16 protein-coding genes and 1 CRISPR repeat array are annotated in these 17753 nt (G+C 33.8%); all 16 genes read right to left on the bottom strand.

The window, feature by feature from the left end; genetic code table 11:
- Window positions 1–32: 32 nt before the first annotated feature.
- On the bottom strand, window positions 33–293 hold the full coding sequence (locus CSE_RS01250) for a DUF5320 domain-containing protein (protein WP_014452816.1): 261 nt from the start codon (window positions 291–293) through the stop codon (window positions 33–35).
- Between the two features lies 1 nt (window position 294).
- The gene (locus CSE_RS01245; protein WP_014452815.1) at window positions 295–756 is read right to left on the bottom strand and encodes a DUF134 domain-containing protein; all 462 of its coding nucleotides are present in this window, start codon (window positions 754–756) and stop codon (window positions 295–297) included.
- 90 nt (window positions 757–846) lie between these two features.
- Window positions 847–3900: an S-layer homology domain-containing protein gene (locus CSE_RS01240; protein WP_041726010.1), complete on the bottom strand. Its 3054-nt coding sequence runs from the start codon at window positions 3898–3900 to the stop codon at window positions 847–849.
- A gap of 367 nt (window positions 3901–4267) precedes the next feature.
- Window positions 4268–5461 (bottom strand): argininosuccinate lyase, encoded by a 1194-nt coding sequence (gene argH / locus CSE_RS01235; RefSeq protein ID WP_014452812.1) that lies wholly within the window; start codon window positions 5459–5461, stop codon window positions 4268–4270.
- On the bottom strand, window positions 5430–6710 hold the full coding sequence (locus tag CSE_RS01230; RefSeq protein ID WP_014452811.1) for an argininosuccinate synthase: 1281 nt from the start codon (window positions 6708–6710) through the stop codon (window positions 5430–5432). Before CSE_RS01230 ends, argH begins: the two co-directional genes overlap by 32 nt.
- A 16-nt stretch (window positions 6711–6726) precedes the next feature.
- Entirely contained in the window at window positions 6727–7182 is a 456-nt protein-coding gene (argR, locus tag CSE_RS01225) for an arginine repressor (RefSeq protein ID WP_014452810.1), read from the bottom strand.
- Window positions 7183–7474: 292 nt separating this feature from the next.
- Window positions 7475–7720 carry a hypothetical protein gene (locus CSE_RS01220; protein WP_014452809.1) on the bottom strand — a complete coding sequence of 82 codons (246 nt, stop codon included), beginning with the start codon at window positions 7718–7720 and terminating at the stop codon, window positions 7475–7477.
- Window positions 7721–7785: 65 nt separating this feature from the next.
- Window positions 7786–9244: direct repeats of the CRISPR family, unit length 29 nt; unit sequence CTTTATATCCCACATGGTTCAGATAAAAC.
- Between the two features lie 233 nt (window positions 9245–9477).
- Window positions 9478–9744, bottom strand: a complete 267-nt coding sequence (gene cas2 / locus CSE_RS01215; protein WP_014452808.1) for a CRISPR-associated endonuclease Cas2 — start codon at window positions 9742–9744, stop codon at window positions 9478–9480.
- Window positions 9745–9746: 2 nt separating this feature from the next.
- A complete protein-coding gene (gene cas1b, locus CSE_RS01210; protein ID WP_014452807.1) occupies window positions 9747–10727 on the bottom strand; it encodes a type I-B CRISPR-associated endonuclease Cas1b in 981 nt (326 codons plus the stop codon).
- 2 nt (window positions 10728–10729) lie between these two features.
- Complete coding sequence (gene cas4, locus CSE_RS01205) at window positions 10730–11239, bottom strand: CRISPR-associated protein Cas4 (RefSeq protein ID WP_014452806.1); 510 nt, start codon at window positions 11237–11239, stop codon at window positions 10730–10732.
- Window positions 11239–13485 (bottom strand): CRISPR-associated helicase/endonuclease Cas3, encoded by a 2247-nt coding sequence (locus CSE_RS01200; RefSeq protein ID WP_014452805.1) that lies wholly within the window; start codon window positions 13483–13485, stop codon window positions 11239–11241. Before CSE_RS01200 ends, cas4 begins: the two co-directional genes overlap by 1 nt.
- Window positions 13472–14191 (bottom strand): type I-B CRISPR-associated protein Cas5b, encoded by a 720-nt coding sequence (cas5b, locus tag CSE_RS01195; protein WP_014452804.1) that lies wholly within the window; start codon window positions 14189–14191, stop codon window positions 13472–13474. The genes CSE_RS01200 and cas5b overlap by 14 nt, the downstream gene beginning before the upstream one ends.
- Window positions 14188–15105, bottom strand: a complete 918-nt coding sequence (gene cas7i, locus CSE_RS01190) for a type I-B CRISPR-associated protein Cas7/Cst2/DevR (protein WP_014452803.1) — start codon at window positions 15103–15105, stop codon at window positions 14188–14190. The genes cas5b and cas7i overlap by 4 nt, the downstream gene beginning before the upstream one ends.
- Complete coding sequence (gene cas8a1, locus CSE_RS01185; protein ID WP_014452802.1) at window positions 15098–16753, bottom strand: type I-B CRISPR-associated protein Cas8b1/Cst1; 1656 nt, start codon at window positions 16751–16753, stop codon at window positions 15098–15100. The genes cas7i and cas8a1 overlap by 8 nt, the downstream gene beginning before the upstream one ends.
- Window positions 16750–17568 (bottom strand): CRISPR-associated endoribonuclease Cas6, encoded by an 819-nt coding sequence (gene cas6 / locus CSE_RS01180; RefSeq protein WP_014452801.1) that lies wholly within the window; start codon window positions 17566–17568, stop codon window positions 16750–16752. Before cas6 ends, cas8a1 begins: the two co-directional genes overlap by 4 nt.
- 28 nt (window positions 17569–17596) lie before the next feature.
- Complete coding sequence (locus CSE_RS08580) at window positions 17597–17722, bottom strand: hypothetical protein (RefSeq protein WP_269446121.1); 126 nt, start codon at window positions 17720–17722, stop codon at window positions 17597–17599.
- Window positions 17723–17753: the final 31 nt, after the last annotated feature.

The raw sequence follows: 17753 nt of genomic DNA, 5'->3' as shown, positions 1-17753 counted from the left end.
AGTCTCCGGGCTTACACCCGGGGCATAGAATCCTATCCTTCTTTTTCTAATTCTGCAAGACGAGATTTTATTGCATTAAGTTCATTTTCAAGTGCTTTCAACTCTTCAGTAAGGATTGCTTTTTCATCTGAAGGACTATATCCAAACGGGTATCCATAATAGGGAACAAATCTTCCACCCCAACCAAAACCTCGCCCGAAACCGTATCTAAAACCATATCCTACACAATAGCCAAGTCCTCTTCGTGTCCTTGGACCTAAGCCAAGTGGCCCAGTTCTATCTCCTAATGGCATACTATTCACCCCTTTTTCTTTTATTGCTTTTTATTTCAAATTCCCTTATCAAATGACTTCCGCAATTCGGACAAATCTCAAACCTGCAAGGTACACCTCTTTCGTGTATCTTGACAAACCCACAATTTGGGCAAACACAGTAATCCCCCTCAACAAACTCCCTAAGATTTTCAACAAACTCAACTGGGCCGCCTGCAATTCTTATTGCCTTTCCGTTTACAATTGCATCTGCAATCTTTTTGTGTGCAGAATCAATAATTCTTCCGAATGTTTGCCTTGAAATATTCATTCTCTTTGCGGCTTCCTCTTGGTATAGTCCCTCAAGATCCGCAAGGCGAATTGCCTCTACCTCATCAAGTGTAAGCACAACACTTTCAACTTGGCTACCCTTATCTAAAACAGGAGTAAAGTAGTCAACGCGAGGAAGCCATCCAATTCTTCTTCTAAATCTCGGTCTTGTCATATCACTTACCTTCTACAATATTATAAGCATATGCTCATAATAGTCAAGAGTTTAAAAGGACCCACTTTTGAAAAACTTTTGGGTATTTATTTAATGCGCGTTTTTGGGTACTCCTATGAATGAATCTGAAGTAGTTGTTGCATCATAGACATACGTATAAATTGTATGTGTTTTCTCATCGCAATAAGTTTTAGGGAGATTAGGTAGTGTGAAACCATTTGTATAAACTTTGAATTGCGATGGTCCAACATTTCCTACCATTCCATACAGGTTTGCAAAATCGTCCCAGTTAACAGTTGCTCCATTTGGTGCAAACGGATAATTCTTTCCCACATATTCCTTGAAATAGATACGAACAGTCGTGCTTTCATGTGGCTTAAGCGCAGGTATTGAAATGCCCCTAACAGGCTCAAATATCGGATAGTAAACAGGAAAGTACGGATATCCATTTTTGAGTCCGTTAAGAAAGTGGTTACGGTAATCCACTCCTTCTTGAAGTGCAGCATCGGGACACCCATTTGCAAAAGTAGAAAGTGGGCTTGAGAGTGTAATACTTCCACCATCAGAATTCCATTCGTGCCACTCCCATTGAACGTCTATATTCAATTTACCAGGTTGCGATGGCTTGTCATAGTTGTTAGTGATTTTAATATCCATATATGCAGGCCTGTATAAATACATTGGATTAACTTTAAGGAATGAACAGTTAAGCGGGTTTGGAGTAGCAGAATTTGCCGAGGCAGCAAGATTATCACCAATACCTTTCGCAGTTTTTTCAACTAAATCAACGGTCATATCCGTTGCAGGCACACCTGCTTCAGTTAGTGTTTCTTTTGCAAGATAGTCAAGCCCATCTTTTTCAAGTGCATCAAAATTTGGAAGTTCTGGAGGAATTCCAAGAGAAGCTAAGCCATAATCTACAAGTGCAGTAAGCGCTTTTTTCAAACTGTCACGCCAACCATCGGGGATTCCAGGAAGACTCGATACAACAAAATTAATTAGCCCTGATTTCAAATTGGCATATGCCTGTGATACCCAGTTTGTAAGTTGAGCTATAACGTTTATCAAAGACTTAAAGAATGAGACAATCCCATCCCACAATTGTCCCCAGAACGACTCGTCTTTAGGCCTATCCCAAACCTGTATTCCGTCTCCTACCGCAAGCCACTTTGAGAGAATTTCTTTTTCATAGCGGTCAGGAGTCATAGAGGGATCATTTTCAAAGTAGTACATATAAGGATGGAGAGTGTCGACTCCGTTTGTTACTTCAAAGTTTACCTCGTTCCAATGTGGATTTCGATACACCACATAGTAATGTGCCCAGTTTGGGTCTTGCCATTGAACAGGTTCGTAGTGAATTATCTTAACGGATGGAATATACGTGGGAACATTAATAGTTTTTGGTATAAAGAATGTAATGTCCTTTTGCTTGTAATAATTCACTTTTATAACATCGGATAGAGCATAATCCAAAGATCCTGCCAATGCAGATTTTGAATATGCAACAGCCCTTACATAGTACGAGATAGAATCGCCTGGTTTAAGGGTAGAAGATGCCGATGCAAAATTATGAAACTTCACGGAAACAGAATTTCCAGTTCCAGTGCATGCTACCGCAGGAATTGGTGGTATATATGAGCTTGAATAAACAAGCCCTGCTGGATTATCGACAGCATCATTTACATCAAACGGCTTTGAAGAAATCTCTAAGACAATTTTTGTTGTGTCTTCTGGAAAGTTTTTGAATTGGAACCATCTTGCGGTATCATTCGGATTCTCACAATCAAATCCAACTTCGCTTAAATGTTGGAGTTTATTTGGAAACTCACCATTGCAGGTAATGTCTCCGTCACGCTGGGTAGTCCATAATTCAAAAGACGTTTTTATTAAACTTGGCTTTCCGTTAACAGTAATTTGAGAGAGTTTTTGATTTCCCAAACTTGGCTTTCCATAAAGCACTCGCAATCCCTCACCCGGGTCTCCGATGCAATTCATATTTTTGTCTACAGGAACAGCCCTTACGTAATAAACCTGTGCACTTTCTGTTTTAGGCGTGGTATTGATTATAAGGATCGGAAATGCCTCAACGAATTTAGAAAAATCAATAACAAATTCTTTTTTTGCAGGCGATATCGTTGTTGTATAAACAAGAGCCGGCGGATTATTCCAGTTTGTCTTGAAACCAACGAAAGGCGCCTTTGAAACTTGAACAACAATTGCATAAGGAGTCAAAGTCCCATAATCTGCATAAAAATAGCGTTGCTTGTTGCCCGACATATCAATCAGAGCACCATCGTCTGCCTTTGTGTAAAGCGAGCCACTTTTTGTACCTGACGATGCTGTCGGAATGCTCAAGGGTTTTGTCGAGTCATTTGCAATATAAAGAGTCAATTTAGTATCATACACAGGCGCATTTATTAACGCATTGAAATCAAGATTTCTAAATTTTTCGGATTCGCTTGTAGGTGCAGGTGTTGGAAGAATTTGAAGTGTAGCATTAATGGAAGTTCTGAAATTTTCATAGGTCCTTTTTACAAGAATAATCCCTTGTTCTCTTGTTGTATTTGAGAGAGGGTCGATTGTATCAACTGATGTGCCCTTCATAATTCCATTTTGGAATGCAAACATCATACTTGTAAGTGCCCACGAAGCGATTTTTTCTTTATCCCTAAATGGAAAGTCGTTCTTATTAATGGTTGGAAGCGCAGGATAAGCCTTTGACAGTGCTCGATAAATCATTGTTGCAATTTCCTGTCTTGTTATGGAAAGAGTTGGTGAAAATTTTCCACCGCCTGTTCCATTAACAATACCAAGTTGATACGCCTTTACAATTTCAGGATTGCTTGTGTCGGAAAAAGGAGTTGCTCCTGCCACTACCGTTTTATTCGTAAGTTTAGTGTAGAGTTTTACAACAATAACGCAGAATTCTTCCCTTGTGATTGGTTGCTGAAATTTACCCATAATGTCAGGGTAAGTAAGCCCATAGTTGTAAGCCTGTGTGAGTTCTGAGATTGCCCACCTGCTTGCTGTTGCATCGTTAAAAATTGAGAAGTAAAATGCAACAGCATTACTTACAAACGGAAAGTTCAAAAAGAACATCATTAAAACAAGTAAGAAAGATATAAGCCTTTTAAAGATATTCATCTTTCCCTCCTTTGTGGGGTTCATAACCTCACTTTATGACCTTTCTTTAATGACATTAAGATTTTATGTTGTTAAAGATTAGCCATACTCAATTTTATGCAAAACAAAAATTAAAGCAAATAAAATTTTTTTATTTCTTAGTTTTAGTGGTTCATCGAATAAAAAGAAAAACGGCAATCAAAATTAAAACTTCGCCTATTGAAAACAAAAACCAGTTATATTCTGTTGTGACAAAATTTGAGACGACACCCCAGAAATTTTTATCACACAAAAATTGTTAACTCCATACTTAAAAATATAACTTAAAACCATCTTCGAATAATCATAGATAATAGTTAAGACCTATAGATTACTAAAAGTATTTGACTTATTCGTTTAGATATTTCTCCCCAATTATTTTATAGGCTTCTCTAAAAGGAACACCTTCTAAGACGAGTTTATAGACTTCCTCTGTTGCGTATAGTTCCTGGGTTAAAAGACTATGCGCCTTGGTTTTATCTACTTCTAACTTTGACAAAACGTTTGCTAACACTATAAGAGTTTCCTTTACGGTATCGAAGCCTTCAAAGACACACTCTTTTGTCTCCTGCAAATCCCTGTGATAGCCTGAAATAAGATTTGACGGTAAAATTTTTACCCTCATTTCAAGGGAAAGAAGTTTTGAATATTTACTTCGTGCAATTTCAAAAACATCTGGATTTTTCTTGTGTGGCATTATGGAACTTCCCGTTGTAAACTCTACTGGTATTTTTATAAATCCTAAATCATCCTCTGAAAAGAAGATAATATCAGAAACAAGTTTGTTTATATCATACATAATCATTGTAAGGAAAGAAAGAATTTCGCCTTCAAATTTACCCCTGGAGTTTTGCACGTATATGGGATTATATTGCAATGTTTTAAATCCAAGAATCTTTTTTGTATAATTTCTGTCTATTTTTAACACAGGTACTCCATATCCTGCACCAGTGCCCAAAGGCGACTTATCAATAAGTTCATACACTGATTTTCCAAATTTTAACTCATCAGTAAGTGCCTCAATAAACGAATCTGCCCACAATTTAATAGATGAAACCATTGCCTTTCTTGTGTGAGTAAAGCCCGGTATTTGAACCTTACCATACTTTCTTTTGAATATTTTAAGTGCATTAATAATTTCCACAACAATTTTTTCAATATCTTTTAGAGCACTTTTGTAATAAAGGCGTAAGGTGCAGAGTACTTGATCATTTCTTGATCGCGCAGTATGTATCTTTTTGCCAACATCACCTAATTTTTCAACAAGGTAATTTTCAATTTTTGTATGCACGTCTTCATCGTTAGGAGTAATTTGAAATTTTCCTTTTGAATCAATATGAATGATTTCTTCAAGTGTCTTTGTAATGGCGTTTACCTCGCTATCAGTTAGTATTCCAATTTTATTGAGCATCTTTGCATGTGCAATAGAGCAAAGGCAATCGTATTTCACAAGTCTTCTATCAAACAAATAGTCATTACCAACTGTAAATCTAATAATCGTATCGTTTTCTTTAATTCCCTTTTTCTTCCAGAGTTTTGCCATATAGAATTTCTCTCCAAGTGTAGGGATTCTTCCTCCTTAAAACTGCTGCATGCGCCTTTAACCTTATTGCGTTTATATTTATAAAGCCTTTTGAATCAGAAGCAGTAAAACCACCTTCAATATCCATACTCGATAGATCTTTGTCATAAAGAGAGGTTGGGGATTCTCTTCCTATTGGCATAACGTTTCCTTTATATATGGAAAGCACCACCTTCCCATCGATTGCTTCTTGACTTTTCTTTATTGCAGCAAACAAAAAGTCCATCTCAGGTGAAAACCACATACCGTTATAGATTAACTCAGAAAATTTTGGTGTAAGCATATCTCTAAGATGCATTACTTCTTTATCCATTGCAATCCCTTCAAGATCTCTATGCGCAGTCCATAAAATCGTTGCACCAGGCGTTTCGTAAATTCCACGCGATTTGATGCCAATAAATCTATTTTCTACCATATCTACTCTTCCCACTCCATTTTCACTTCCAACTTGATTTAAATATAAAAATAAATCTAATGGATCTTCTTTTACAATGTTTTCCTTTGGATTTACAACCTTCACAGGAATTCCATCTTTGAAGTAAATTTCAATTATTGTCTCTTCGTCTTTTGCCTCTTTTGGGCTTTTCGTTTTTGAGAAAATATACTCCTCTGGGCGATACATTGGGTCTTCAATTATTCCTGCCTCATGACTTATATGCATAAGGTTTTCATCTTCTGAAAATGGTTTATCCTTTGTTGCCTTTACATTTATGCCATGCTTCTTTGCATACTCAATTAAATCGCTTCTTCCCTTGAAGTTGCTCAAAAACTCCTCGTCTTTCCAAGGAGATATAACTTTTATTTCAGGATTAAGAGCATAGTAAGAAAGTTCAAACCTTACCTGATCGTTCCCTTTTGCCGTTGCACCGTGTGCAACATACTCTGCGCCTTCTTTCTCTGCAATCTCAACTTGTTTTTGTGCAAGAAGTGGACGAGCAAGCGAAGTGCCTAAAAGGTATCTTCCCTCATAGATTGCATTTCCCATAAGAGCAGGAAAGATAAATTCAACAACGAAACGCTTTCTTAAATCTTCCACGTAGACCTTACTTGCGCCTGTTTTCAGTGCCTTTTCCTTGATTTCGTCAAAATTCTCACTCTGGCCGATGTTTCCAACAAATGCAATTACCTCATACCCCTTTTCCACAAGATAGTGGAGAATAACCGAAGTATCAAGTCCTCCACTGTAGGCAAGCACCACTTTTCCTTTCATTACAAAACCTCCCTAATTATTTTTTAAAATCTTCTAATTGCTTTATTATGTCTTTGGTTGTTCCCCTTTTTGTCACGACAAGTATCGTATCATCACCTGCAACTGTTCCAAGAATTCCTTTAATTTCATACTTATCAATGAGCCACGCAACACTATTTGCATTTCCAGGTGTGGTTTTCACAAGTATAAGATTATCTTCTACTACAATTTCCCTTACAAAATTTTCAAAAGCAAATTCGATTTTTTTAAGGATACTTTCAGAGCCTTCTTCTGGAAGTGCATAGTATGATTTATTTCCCTTATTCACCTTTATCACGCCAAGCTCTTTGAGATCCTTTGCAATGGTAGGTTGAGTAATATCTATGTTGTGCTTCTTCAAATGAAGCACAAGGTCTTCTTCTGTTTCAACCTCGTAAGTCTTTAAAATCTCTTTTATTAAGGCTTGCCTTTTCTCTTTCTTATATTTATTCATATTATTGGCATAATTATAATACATTTTGAAAGTATGTCAAGACCTAAAACAAAAATCCACCCTTAAATCTTTGTAAAGATTGTTTTAATCCTCTCGAAAATTGGTTTCAATTCTTTTTAAGCACGCTAAAAAACAAAAACAGTAAACCTGACACCACCCTACATAATTATGTTTCAATCCCTCAAGGGTAGGGTAAAAAAAACATACTCTTCTAAAAATTTTTACAGCAACTATAGATGGTGATTAGAATGTATAGAAGATATTAACTTTACAAATATTATTTAAAGAAGTTTCATTTGCCATCCAACCTATTTTTAATCTCATTAATCAATTCAGCGTTTCCAACCCCATAGTCTTTAAGAATTGCAACAAGATTGTACAATTGCATTAGATGGGTTTGTAGCATAATCGTAACAAAATAATTCATCTCTTCATCTTTAACTTCATCCTTATACAACCTATCATAAAAACTGCTGTCATAAGTGTAGTTTGAAAGCAACCAATCCTTCAATTCATTTGTTAAATTTTTTTTAGACATTTTAATACCTCCTTTTTTGTTTTAAAATTTCTCCTTCGGTATTTGTATGAGAAGAAAGTTCATTAATTTACATCCCACATGGTTCAGATAAAACAAGCAATCTGATTAGCATTCTAAAAGATTATGGTGTCTTTATATCCCACATGGTTCAGATAAAACTCTGTAAAGTATAATGCTTAACTCTTCTCTTGTTAACTTTATATCCCACATGGTTCAGATAAAACAGTAAATAGTAAACCATTTAGATCAGTAATTCCTTACTTTATATCCCACATGGTTCAGATAAAACGTGGAAAAAGATTATCAATTGTTTGCCATACATAGACTCTTTATATCCCACATGGTTCAGATAAAACGGTGCATTCTTTTCCCTTCTTCGTATTTCTGAAGCCTTTATATCCCACATGGTTCAGATAAAACCAAATAGAACTTTACGAAATCTCCTCTCCAAACAAGCTTTATATCCCACATGGTTCAGATAAAACCCAGAAGTGAATTCTGTCAAAATTCGTTAAATCTATCTTTATATCCCACATGGTTCAGATAAAACTAAGGTGTATCTTATACCGCTTGGCGATTTGCATTTCTTTATATCCCACATGGTTCAGATAAAACAGGAGACTTAACGCAGATAAAGTTAGTCTGCACAAGCTTTATATCCCACATGGTTCAGATAAAACAAAGTAGGCAATGCTAATCTTGTCAATGAGATAGAACTTTATATCCCACATGGTTCAGATAAAACTCTGTCTAAAAACTCCCAGAACAACCCTATTTCTTTCTTTATATCCCACATGGTTCAGATAAAACTAAAAGCCTTACTCCTTCTGTGAATAAAGTGATGCTTTATATCCCACATGGTTCAGATAAAACTATTACACAGAAAAAATAGACACAAGCATTTACGAACTTTATATCCCACATGGTTCAGATAAAACCTTTTTTGATACACTTTATATTATGCACCATACTGACTTTATATCCCACATGGTTCAGATAAAACGCAAAATGTTGCAGTTGTGATGCGAGTTTTTTGCAACTTTATATCCCACATGGTTCAGATAAAACTGAAAGCTCCCCTATTTATTTTCAAAGCTTTTGCGACTTTATATCCCACATGGTTCAGATAAAACTATTAAATCTCTTGCTTCTACTTTTAAATTTCTTGCCTTTATATCCCACATGGTTCAGATAAAACTCAACCGTATATGCTTTTGGATAATCTTTTAAGTACTTTATATCCCACATGGTTCAGATAAAACTAATTCCATTTTCTCACCTCCTATCTTTCTTTTTGCTTTATATCCCACATGGTTCAGATAAAACTTTTTCTCTCGCCTCTGGGCCCGCAAATAATTGTTGCTTTATATCCCACATGGTTCAGATAAAACTCTCAATTTTGTTGACGACCTTGCAACACATCTTTCCTTTATATCCCACATGGTTCAGATAAAACTTCTTCAGGCTATGGGATAAAATTTAATGGTTCTGATATCTTTATATCCCACATGGTTCAGATAAAACCCCTTTTTAAAAATAGCATAATTTTCAAGGTAAGCTAAGCCTGATGGCATTAACGTTTACATATTTTTTATAATTATATCATAAAAGTAAAATTTTTGTATAAAAGTCATTTAACGGAGGTCATTTTTGCATCGACCCGCTAATCCATTTTTTTAATAGTGATAAATAACTTTAACAAGCTTGTATAAAATACAGTTCTTTTAGTTAAAAGCCAAAAAATACCTTCGATGCGATTATATAAAATTATCGGTAATCTCCTTCTCTATTCCAAGCACAACTTTCTTATAATTAAACTTATTCTCGATTCTATAAAAGTAAATCGAATCTCTTTTTAAATCGAGCACCTTTGATAATTCTATTCTACACTTTTCAAATTTACCTTCCGTAATTTCCCCTTCAAAAACGGAATTCTGAACCCACAGAAAATATTTCTTTAGAACTTTTCTTGCTTTGTTTATTCTTTCCTCTTCCACATCATACACAACAATCATATAAGACATAATTACCACCAAGCCTTAAAAGGACGATAAAGCTCGTCACCTATTAAGTGTTTAATTAGTTTATAACATTCAAGCCTAATTAAAAGTTTGTATGAAACATTTCTTCTTAATTTCCTATGCCTAATAGTCGTGTTAAGTTTTTGATCTAATTCCTTCAAGAATTTCTTCTTTCCTTGTTCTGTTAAATAGCAAAAATTCAAGTCTTGTTCAAAATCTCCAGCAGTCAACATATTATTGTTTACAAGTTTAAAGATAACTGGATCTGCAATAAGCGGCTTAAAAATTTCTGCTATATCAAGACTTAGCGAGTATCGTTTTTCCCCTGGCTCATGAAGATAACTTATAGTTGGGTTAAGTTGAGTAAGGTAAATTTGCGTTAGTACAACAGAATATATAATAGAGTTACCAAATGAAATTAATGCGTTAACTGGATTGTTTGGGGGATGTTTTTGTCTTTTCTTTATTTCAATTTTTCCATTGAAAATAGTATTAAATGCTTTATAATAAGCATCTCTTGCTCTTCCTTCACAACCCATAAGTTCACTTATTAGCTTTGCTTCGTATACATTTGCTAATTCCATGCTCATTACATCTATAAAATCCTCCGTTTCTTTGTATTCTCTCAAATTTCTTCTCATATGATGTATGGCTCCCTCAACAAATGAAATTGCAATATATCTCCTCTTTTCAAAATCAAGATAGTGCTCAACTTGTTTTACTGTAAGGTGTCCAGAGGTATTACTTTCCTTCGGCATAAAACTACCCGAATAAAAACCGTAATAATTATAAAAGTGAACTGCTATATTATGCTGTGCTAAAAAGTTTAGAACTTTACTATTTAAATCAATCTCACTAAAAATGTGGAGAACCTCAACATCCTCAATGGGGATTGCCCTTTTCTCTTCATTAGCATTTTCAACATAAAGTGTGTTTTCTTTTCTTGACAACCTACCATTTGAAAAAATATAATAAGGTCTACTCATTGTTAACTCCAGCAGAATTCAAAATAGGCACATTTTGAGCAAAATGTCTTTTTTTCAACTTTCGGAGGCTTATTAAGCGACAAAACTTTTTTTGCTTCTTCTAAATCTTTTTCTACTTCTTTCTCAAGCTCTTCAGTCAAAATAAGTTCTTCTCTTCTTTTAATCTTTGGGTAGTTCAATATACCTTTCTTGGAAACACCAAGTCTCTTAAGATAGTAAAGATAGTATAAAAGCTGTGCTTCGTCGGCTTCCTTGAGTTTATTTGAATACTTCACCTCTCTGATCGACTCGTTGTCTATTATATCTATTTGAATAAGATTATCAATTAGAATGTTTTTCCTTTCCTTCCTTTGGTAATAATAGTCTTGGAGTAATGAGCCTAATAAGACCATATTAGATGTATGCTCCATTCTAATTCCCCTATCAAAGAGCCATAGCTTCCTTTTACATACATGAAGATAATTAATTCTTAATCCAGTGATTTTTAATTCGTCAAAGTTTTTATCTTTCATTAAATTATATTAGAAAAAAGGTCATCATCATGATTACTAAAAAACAGTCCCATATTTTGGTCATAGTGTGCTTTTACTACATATACTTTGTCTTTTTTTTCAATTTGTGATCGGTTAACCTTGTATAAAGGGACACTTACAGTAAACTCATTAAAGCTTTTTATAGCCTCAACTCTTTTAGCCAAATTTTGGTTCTTGTCGTTTATTACAGAAAGTGCATCTTCTATTTTTTCTTTGTTTTCTATGTAGACATTCTCAGGAATAACAAGAAGATTTGCAATATCTCTAAATAGTTTTTGCGCTTCATCCTTTGTTTGCGATTCGAATCCACTTTCTAACAAAGCAAATGCTTCTTTAAACTTTTTGTAATATTTAGTGCCTTCAATCCTCTTCGTATCATAAACGTTTTTCATCATTTCAATTTTTATGTCTTCTGTTATTATTTTAGCATCATATTTTGATAAAACATCTTTAGTGAAACTAACAATTTCCTTATCATATATCTTAAAATTGTCCGATGGATCGACACTACTAATGAAAACATTGGGAAAATCAGATTTGCTTATATATCTACCTCTGCCCCTGTATATTCTTCCCATTCTTTGAATCAAAGAGTCTAACGAAGAAATCTCTGTAAACAATACGTCGTAATCAATATTCAGTGATGCTTCGATAATTTGGGTTGTTATCCAAATAACAGGCCCGCTTTCTTTTTGATCCTTCATTATTTCCTTTTCTTTATTTCTTCTGTCACGCTGGATAAACTGCGAATGAAGCATTTTCACATTTCCTATTTCCTTGAATTTCTTAAAAACTTCCTGTGCTTTATTTACAGTATTTACAAGCACAATAATTTTTTTGCCCTCGTCATAATATTTCTTTATTGTCAAGGTTAAATCTTCAATTTCTGAATCCTCTATCTTTAGCTTATGTCTTTCTCCATTATCTAAAACAGGTCCAATTATTTCAGGTTTGTTATTTATCCTCATTAATTGGTCCAACACAAAAGGATGATTTGTTGCACTTATAATGCAAAACTTACCTCCAAGATCTGAGATCTCTTCCAAAGACTTAATTATCATCGCGAGTATCTGAGGCGAATAACTTTGTGGCTCATCTATGATAACTTTTGAATACATTAGAGTTCCATAAATTTTTTCGTAACCTCTCCACTTAAAGACCGAAGTAAACATCTGATCCGCTGTTGTCACGGTAATTGGTAAAGATAGTTGTCTTGAGAGAAGTGTCCTGTGTATACCTTCTTCAATTCCTGAGTCTTCTTCCCAGATATCATACTTGTTTGAGAAAAAATCCAAGTTATAGAATAAACTATCGCTATGGAGAAGACCTACTTTTTCTGGACCGAAAATTTCAGCAAATCTTTCATACATCGCATTCACGGACACCCTTACAGGAAGCGTATAAAACGCCTTTTGTTCACCTATCCAGTTCAATGCAAATTCAGTTTTCCCTATCCCGGTTGAGGCAGTAAGTATTACGTTTTTATCAGAATACTTTTCCGCTTCTTTCTGAAAATCTTTTAGCGTACTACCGTTATCTTTAATATAGCTAACAAGTTTGCTTCTTGGCTCTTCAATTTTCTCTGTTTCGACAGGTAAATGTGCTGATGATGAGTGGTCTAATCTATGTAATAAACCTTTCAATAAAATAAATTCTCTATCTCTCCTTATTCTATTAAATATATTTGATGAATTAAGATCAAGAAGCTTATAGTAATTGTCCCACAAATTTTCTGATATACTTAGACCATACTTTTTAATCCAGGAAAGTTCTTCGATTTTTTTTGAGAGATCTTCATTAATAACTTTTTTTAGATCTTGTTCAGTAAAATTAATTTTCCTGTCATGATGAAATGCAATTGCATAAAATAACTTATAGTATTCTTCGTCTGCACTCAAATTAAGCAAGTTTTGATCTGGCAGAAACGCAACAGAGAGAAAATTATGAGGTATCTCTTCGCTTTGATCTTTATGAAATTCTTCATTTTTCTTTAAAAGTCTTTTTACTTTGTTTTGAAAAGCAGAAGAAACTTTTCCGAGGTCGTGAAAAATACAGGCTATTCTCAATAATTCCAAGAAATTTTTCCCTAATTCTAATCTCGACAAATCACCTTCGTATTTCGTCTTAAAATTTTCGTAGTTTTTTAATAAATTATCGGTATGTTGCTCTAAAGTCTCAATTTCGAATTGTCCATTTTCTTTAAAAAATACTTTAGCAATTGTCATTTTTGCTTTCCAAATTTATAAGCTCCACAATTCTGTTATCCTCTTTGTCAAAAAGAAAATTTCCTTTATCAATTCTACCATTATCTACATAAACCACGTCTACCTTTTCAAAATATCTTAAATTGGATTTAATTACATACTTGGTGTTCATTCTATAATTAATTCCACCAAGTCCATATTTAAGTGCCGTTTCTTTACTTAAATATATACCGTATGTCAAGTCATGGGCATTTCTCACATCAAACTTGGCTTCCTCTAAATCGACAAAATCGACAAAATCAATTCTTGCTAAATCTTCATGTCTTCCAATGCTCGGAAAATCTTCTTTTAAAATGTTATCTCTGAACGCATCTAATGATTCCTTGCTTTCAGAATAAATATAAATAATAAGATCAACGTCCAATAGGGTTGCAATAAATGTTGGGGATGAGATGAGCGCTTTTCCTATCCAATCCATTATTATTTGTTTCTCGTCTCTTCTTATCCGATCAAACTTAAGCAAGGTCTGCATATCGTAAACTATAGCAGCATAAGTTCCTTGAATACTAATTGACAAGGGGATATATTCTTTGGCCTTTATAACACTATGAAACCATCCTTTAATCGTAGATAATGGTGGTAGTGGATAGGTGTCCCATAAATTATAATTCATTGGTTTTCTGTAACAGGCAAAAGGTTGATATGCTTTAATCTTTAACACTTTCATTTCTTAAATTCTACTCCATAATTTTTAAAAACTTCATTCTCAAGATTTTCAAAAAATAAACCAATATTGGTTGGGTTGTTGACCAATTTATTAAATTCCTCTTCATTGGCCCAGTATCCTTTTAAGTAACCAACGTATGTTTTATCCCGTACAGGCTCATTGCCAAAGTTTAAGTCAAGCACTGAATTTATTATTTCAGTGTCAAGAGCGTACTTTCCACTATTCCTGTCATATTTAACCTTTATCCGGTTTAAAAAGAATGGATTTTTAATATTATAAACTCCACCTATTGCAAAAACGGGGTTTAGGTTTTCAATTCTACCTTTGATATTTCTGTTCAACACTTTAAGTACTTCAAGTAGCATTTTTACACGGTCAGCTTTTTCGCTTGTCGAAAGATCGATGTTATCGTTTTCATCTTTGCCAACTTTGTCTAAATCAATCGTAATTGTATAGGTATAAAGAGAATAATGATTTTCAAATTGGAAAGGATTGGGATCTGCTCCTACTCGATCTGCAAAATTCTTGTTAGTTCCAAACTCAATGTCGCCCAATGTGGGTTCGAGAGAGATAGCAGGACTTATTCGAACAACTGCGGGACGTGAACCCGACTTCTGCCCCTTAGCTGTTTTCATGTATCCGAACAAGTCCATTTCAACATAATCTTTGATGTTAGCATCAGGCTTGAATTGGACAACCTGCTGCTCCTTAGTAAGAGGAACCTCCTTATCATCAACAAAAAAGTTCTCTCTTAACAAACGGTAAATATCATACCTTATAGCTTGTCGTGAAACGTAAGTATATGTTTCCCCACCTTTAGTAATTTTTTTTAACTCAGAAATATTACCTGTGCCTTCTCCATAGTTCAAGCTCATCGCTTCAAAAATTGCCGTGTAAGTCAATCCCTTACTCATTTTCTTTTTCATCTCCTTTCTTGTCTAAAAAGCCGTTTAAAAATCCATAACCCAAAGGATAAAAGTTATCCTTCTTTAAAAGTACTTTTACCATATCAGATGGTATTTCCATTTCGTATGCCATAAAAGTTCTCATAATAACATCCATAAAATAATTTACATCACTTGCTTTAAGTGCATTAAGCAGCTTGTATGCAATTGTATGGATTTTGTTCTCTGCGTTTCTATCTCTCATTTTTTTAGAAAGTTCTTTTCCTTTGAAATAAATATTCCATACTTCTTTTTCTTCTAAATCCATTTTATTCCTCCCTTCGTTTTTGGTATTTTTTATAAAATTTAAAATCAATAAATTCAAAACCTGTAAATGATATGGATTGAGATTTTGTTTGTTTTTGTTAGAATTACTTAAAAACATCCGCTCAAGGCTGTAAAGGAATTCGTAGTTGATTTCGTTTCTAAGAATTTTCTCTATTGTTTCGAATAAAACATATCTTTCCTTATCTTTTATCTTATAAGAGGCTTTTGCAAGTTTTTTCAGAGTATTTGCATTTTCATTCAGGTATAATGCCTTGGCTTTGGAAATGTTAAAAGAGTATATTTTTGGAAAATTGCCATCATTAAGGTTTAACTCAATTAAAGCTATGTTTCTTAATGAAAAATATGCCTTTTCTTTCTGTAGTTCAATAATTAGTTCTGGAAAAAAATCTAAAATAGGATTCCCTTCTTTCTTAAGGACTAAAGACAAAAGTCTGTTTTTCTGGTACAAATCGATTACACTCGAATCGCTGTTAACGAAATAAAAAGTCTTATCTTTTGTGTATACGGAAGGCGTAAGTGCAGCAAAACTACAAAAATAGATGAGTTCACATATCTCACATAATGGTAGTTTGGTATTAAATTTCCATAAGAAATTGCTTGCATCTTTATTAATCCCAAAAAAGGGGGAGATACCTGTGTCGAAAGAAGTATCCTTCTTAGCAGGACGCCCGCAATTTACACAGTAAAGTTCGCTTTCTTGTTTTACAGTATTTTCAACAATTGGTTTTTCGAAATCATTATAGAATTTATTAAAAATACCTGTCCTTATTGAATTATTAAGAAAGCTCTTTTGTCCATATATATTTTTAAGGTACGATCGAACGTCATTTTCGAGGATTTTTTGATAAATTTCCTTATGTTTTTCTTCCAAAGCTGCAACTTCTTCAAAGATTTTTTCAACTTTATTTGGATCTTTTTTAATCTCTTCATCATCAGGAAGAACATTGTTTAAGAACTTAAAATAGGGAAATTTATTTTTAAAACGGTTAAATAAATACAAAGGTAGTTCTAAACCTAAATTGTTTTTATCAACCTCATACTTTCTAGAAATAGTTTCCAAGTTCTTGGAATCTCTTACATTTCTAAGATCCTCTAAAAATTCCTTTAAAGTTTGTAAAGTTCTATCGTATCTACCATATTGTTTGAAAGCGGTATTGAAATACTTCTCTGAGAAACCTTTAATAGATTCTCTTTCGAACTCAATATAATTCTCTCCAATAGTAACAATTTTTTGATCCTCAATATTATCGTTGGTCATTATTTTGAGAAAACCAATTATTCCAGCATTGAACAGCCAATCAGAAAGATAAACCTTAAATTTCTCGCTCATGTTATCACCTCTACCATCCCAAAACCTTGCCCAGTTCTTAAGCCAATACCTAATTGATAAAGCATCAATAAATCTTTAGGGTCTCCTCTGAGTTTAAAAATACCCTCAAAAGTAGTAAGTATCATATACGGCTTACCAGTTTGTTTCGTAAAATCTCTTAATGCATGTTTTACGACCTGTTTTCTAATCTTCACAGGACTGAAGAATAATTTTTCGTATAACTGAAAACCGCGAATATCTTTTAGAATTCTATTGTGTAAAGCATTAAATTCCTCGTTAAAAACCGAGAGCGATTCTTCTTTTAGTAAATCGCCACTTTCATCAAATGGTATTATAGGTTTATCATTGGCTGTTTCTATAAGAATTGGAGACATAGTTTTAAGCACAACTTCTTTAGAGTTGATTTTCCTCTCGTTCAACATATAAACTTTGGAGAGTTTCAAAGTCAGATCACTACTAAACTTGAATTCTTTTAAACTTAATAAGCCATTATATAGATTCACAAAAAATTCGTAACTACAAGAACTTATAAAAAGTGAAATTCTCTTATCATTCGAAAGATAGAAAACGATATCTTCAACTTCAAAGTCGAAAATTTTGAACTTCTCTTTTTTTAGATAATAATTTTGAGGTAACATAACACTGAATGTAAAAGGCTTAACTATTTTTCGATCTGTTTTATCTTCAGGGTAAAGAAACAATTTGTAATCTCTATTAGACTCAGCTAATGCGGAAATTATTAGGTCCATAAACCTGTGCCTATAAAGTATAGGCATCTTTTCTCCTTCGACATCAAAAATTACTTTCGCTCTCAAATCGTTCCTCCCTTCTTTCTGCAAATATTTAAGCATTTTTAAAATATAAAGTTATACAGTCTATTTGTAATATTTTACAATATTTCATTTTGCTAAAAAATCTTCCATTCAATTTCCTGGTCATCTTTCCAATTTTTGCAATCGTTTCAACCATTAGTTTCCTCCTTTCTTAAATCTTATCCTTC

This window comes from Caldisericum exile AZM16c01, assembly GCF_000284335.1.
In the GTDB taxonomy this organism is placed as follows: Bacteria; Caldisericota; Caldisericia; order Caldisericales; family Caldisericaceae; genus Caldisericum; species Caldisericum exile.
Note: the sequence above shows the minus strand (reverse complement) of the source record. Positions and strands in the feature narration are given on the sequence as shown.

Coding starts and splice junctions, on each gene's coding strand:
- cas8a1 (WP_014452802.1), bottom strand. CDS start 16,753: ATGAGCGAGAAATTTAAGGTTTATCTTTCTGATTGGCTGTTCAATGCT.
- argH (WP_014452812.1), bottom strand. CDS start 5,461: ATGGCAAAACTCTGGAAGAAAAAGGGAATTAAAGAAAACGATACGATT.
- cas4 (WP_014452806.1), bottom strand. CDS start 11,239: ATGAAAGATAAAAACTTTGACGAATTAAAAATCACTGGATTAAGAATT.
- CSE_RS08580 (WP_269446121.1), bottom strand. CDS start 17,722: ATGGTTGAAACGATTGCAAAAATTGGAAAGATGACCAGGAAATTGAAT.
- CSE_RS01250 (WP_014452816.1), bottom strand. CDS start 293: ATGCCATTAGGAGATAGAACTGGGCCACTTGGCTTAGGTCCAAGGACA.
- cas5b (WP_014452804.1), bottom strand. CDS start 14,191: ATGAAAGTGTTAAAGATTAAAGCATATCAACCTTTTGCCTGTTACAGA.
- cas7i (WP_014452803.1), bottom strand. CDS start 15,105: ATGAGTAAGGGATTGACTTACACGGCAATTTTTGAAGCGATGAGCTTG.
- CSE_RS01245 (WP_014452815.1), bottom strand. CDS start 756: ATGACAAGACCGAGATTTAGAAGAAGAATTGGATGGCTTCCTCGCGTT.
- CSE_RS01230 (WP_014452811.1), bottom strand. CDS start 6,710: ATGAAAGGAAAAGTGGTGCTTGCCTACAGTGGAGGACTTGATACTTCG.
- argR (WP_014452810.1), bottom strand. CDS start 7,182: ATGAATAAATATAAGAAAGAGAAAAGGCAAGCCTTAATAAAAGAGATT.
- CSE_RS01240 (WP_041726010.1), bottom strand. CDS start 3,900: ATGAATATCTTTAAAAGGCTTATATCTTTCTTACTTGTTTTAATGATG.
- CSE_RS01200 (WP_014452805.1), bottom strand. CDS start 13,485: ATGACAATTGCTAAAGTATTTTTTAAAGAAAATGGACAATTCGAAATT.
- cas1b (WP_014452807.1), bottom strand. CDS start 10,727: ATGAGTAGACCTTATTATATTTTTTCAAATGGTAGGTTGTCAAGAAAA.
- cas2 (WP_014452808.1), bottom strand. CDS start 9,744: ATGTCTTATATGATTGTTGTGTATGATGTGGAAGAGGAAAGAATAAAC.
- CSE_RS01220 (WP_014452809.1), bottom strand. CDS start 7,720: ATGTCTAAAAAAAATTTAACAAATGAATTGAAGGATTGGTTGCTTTCA.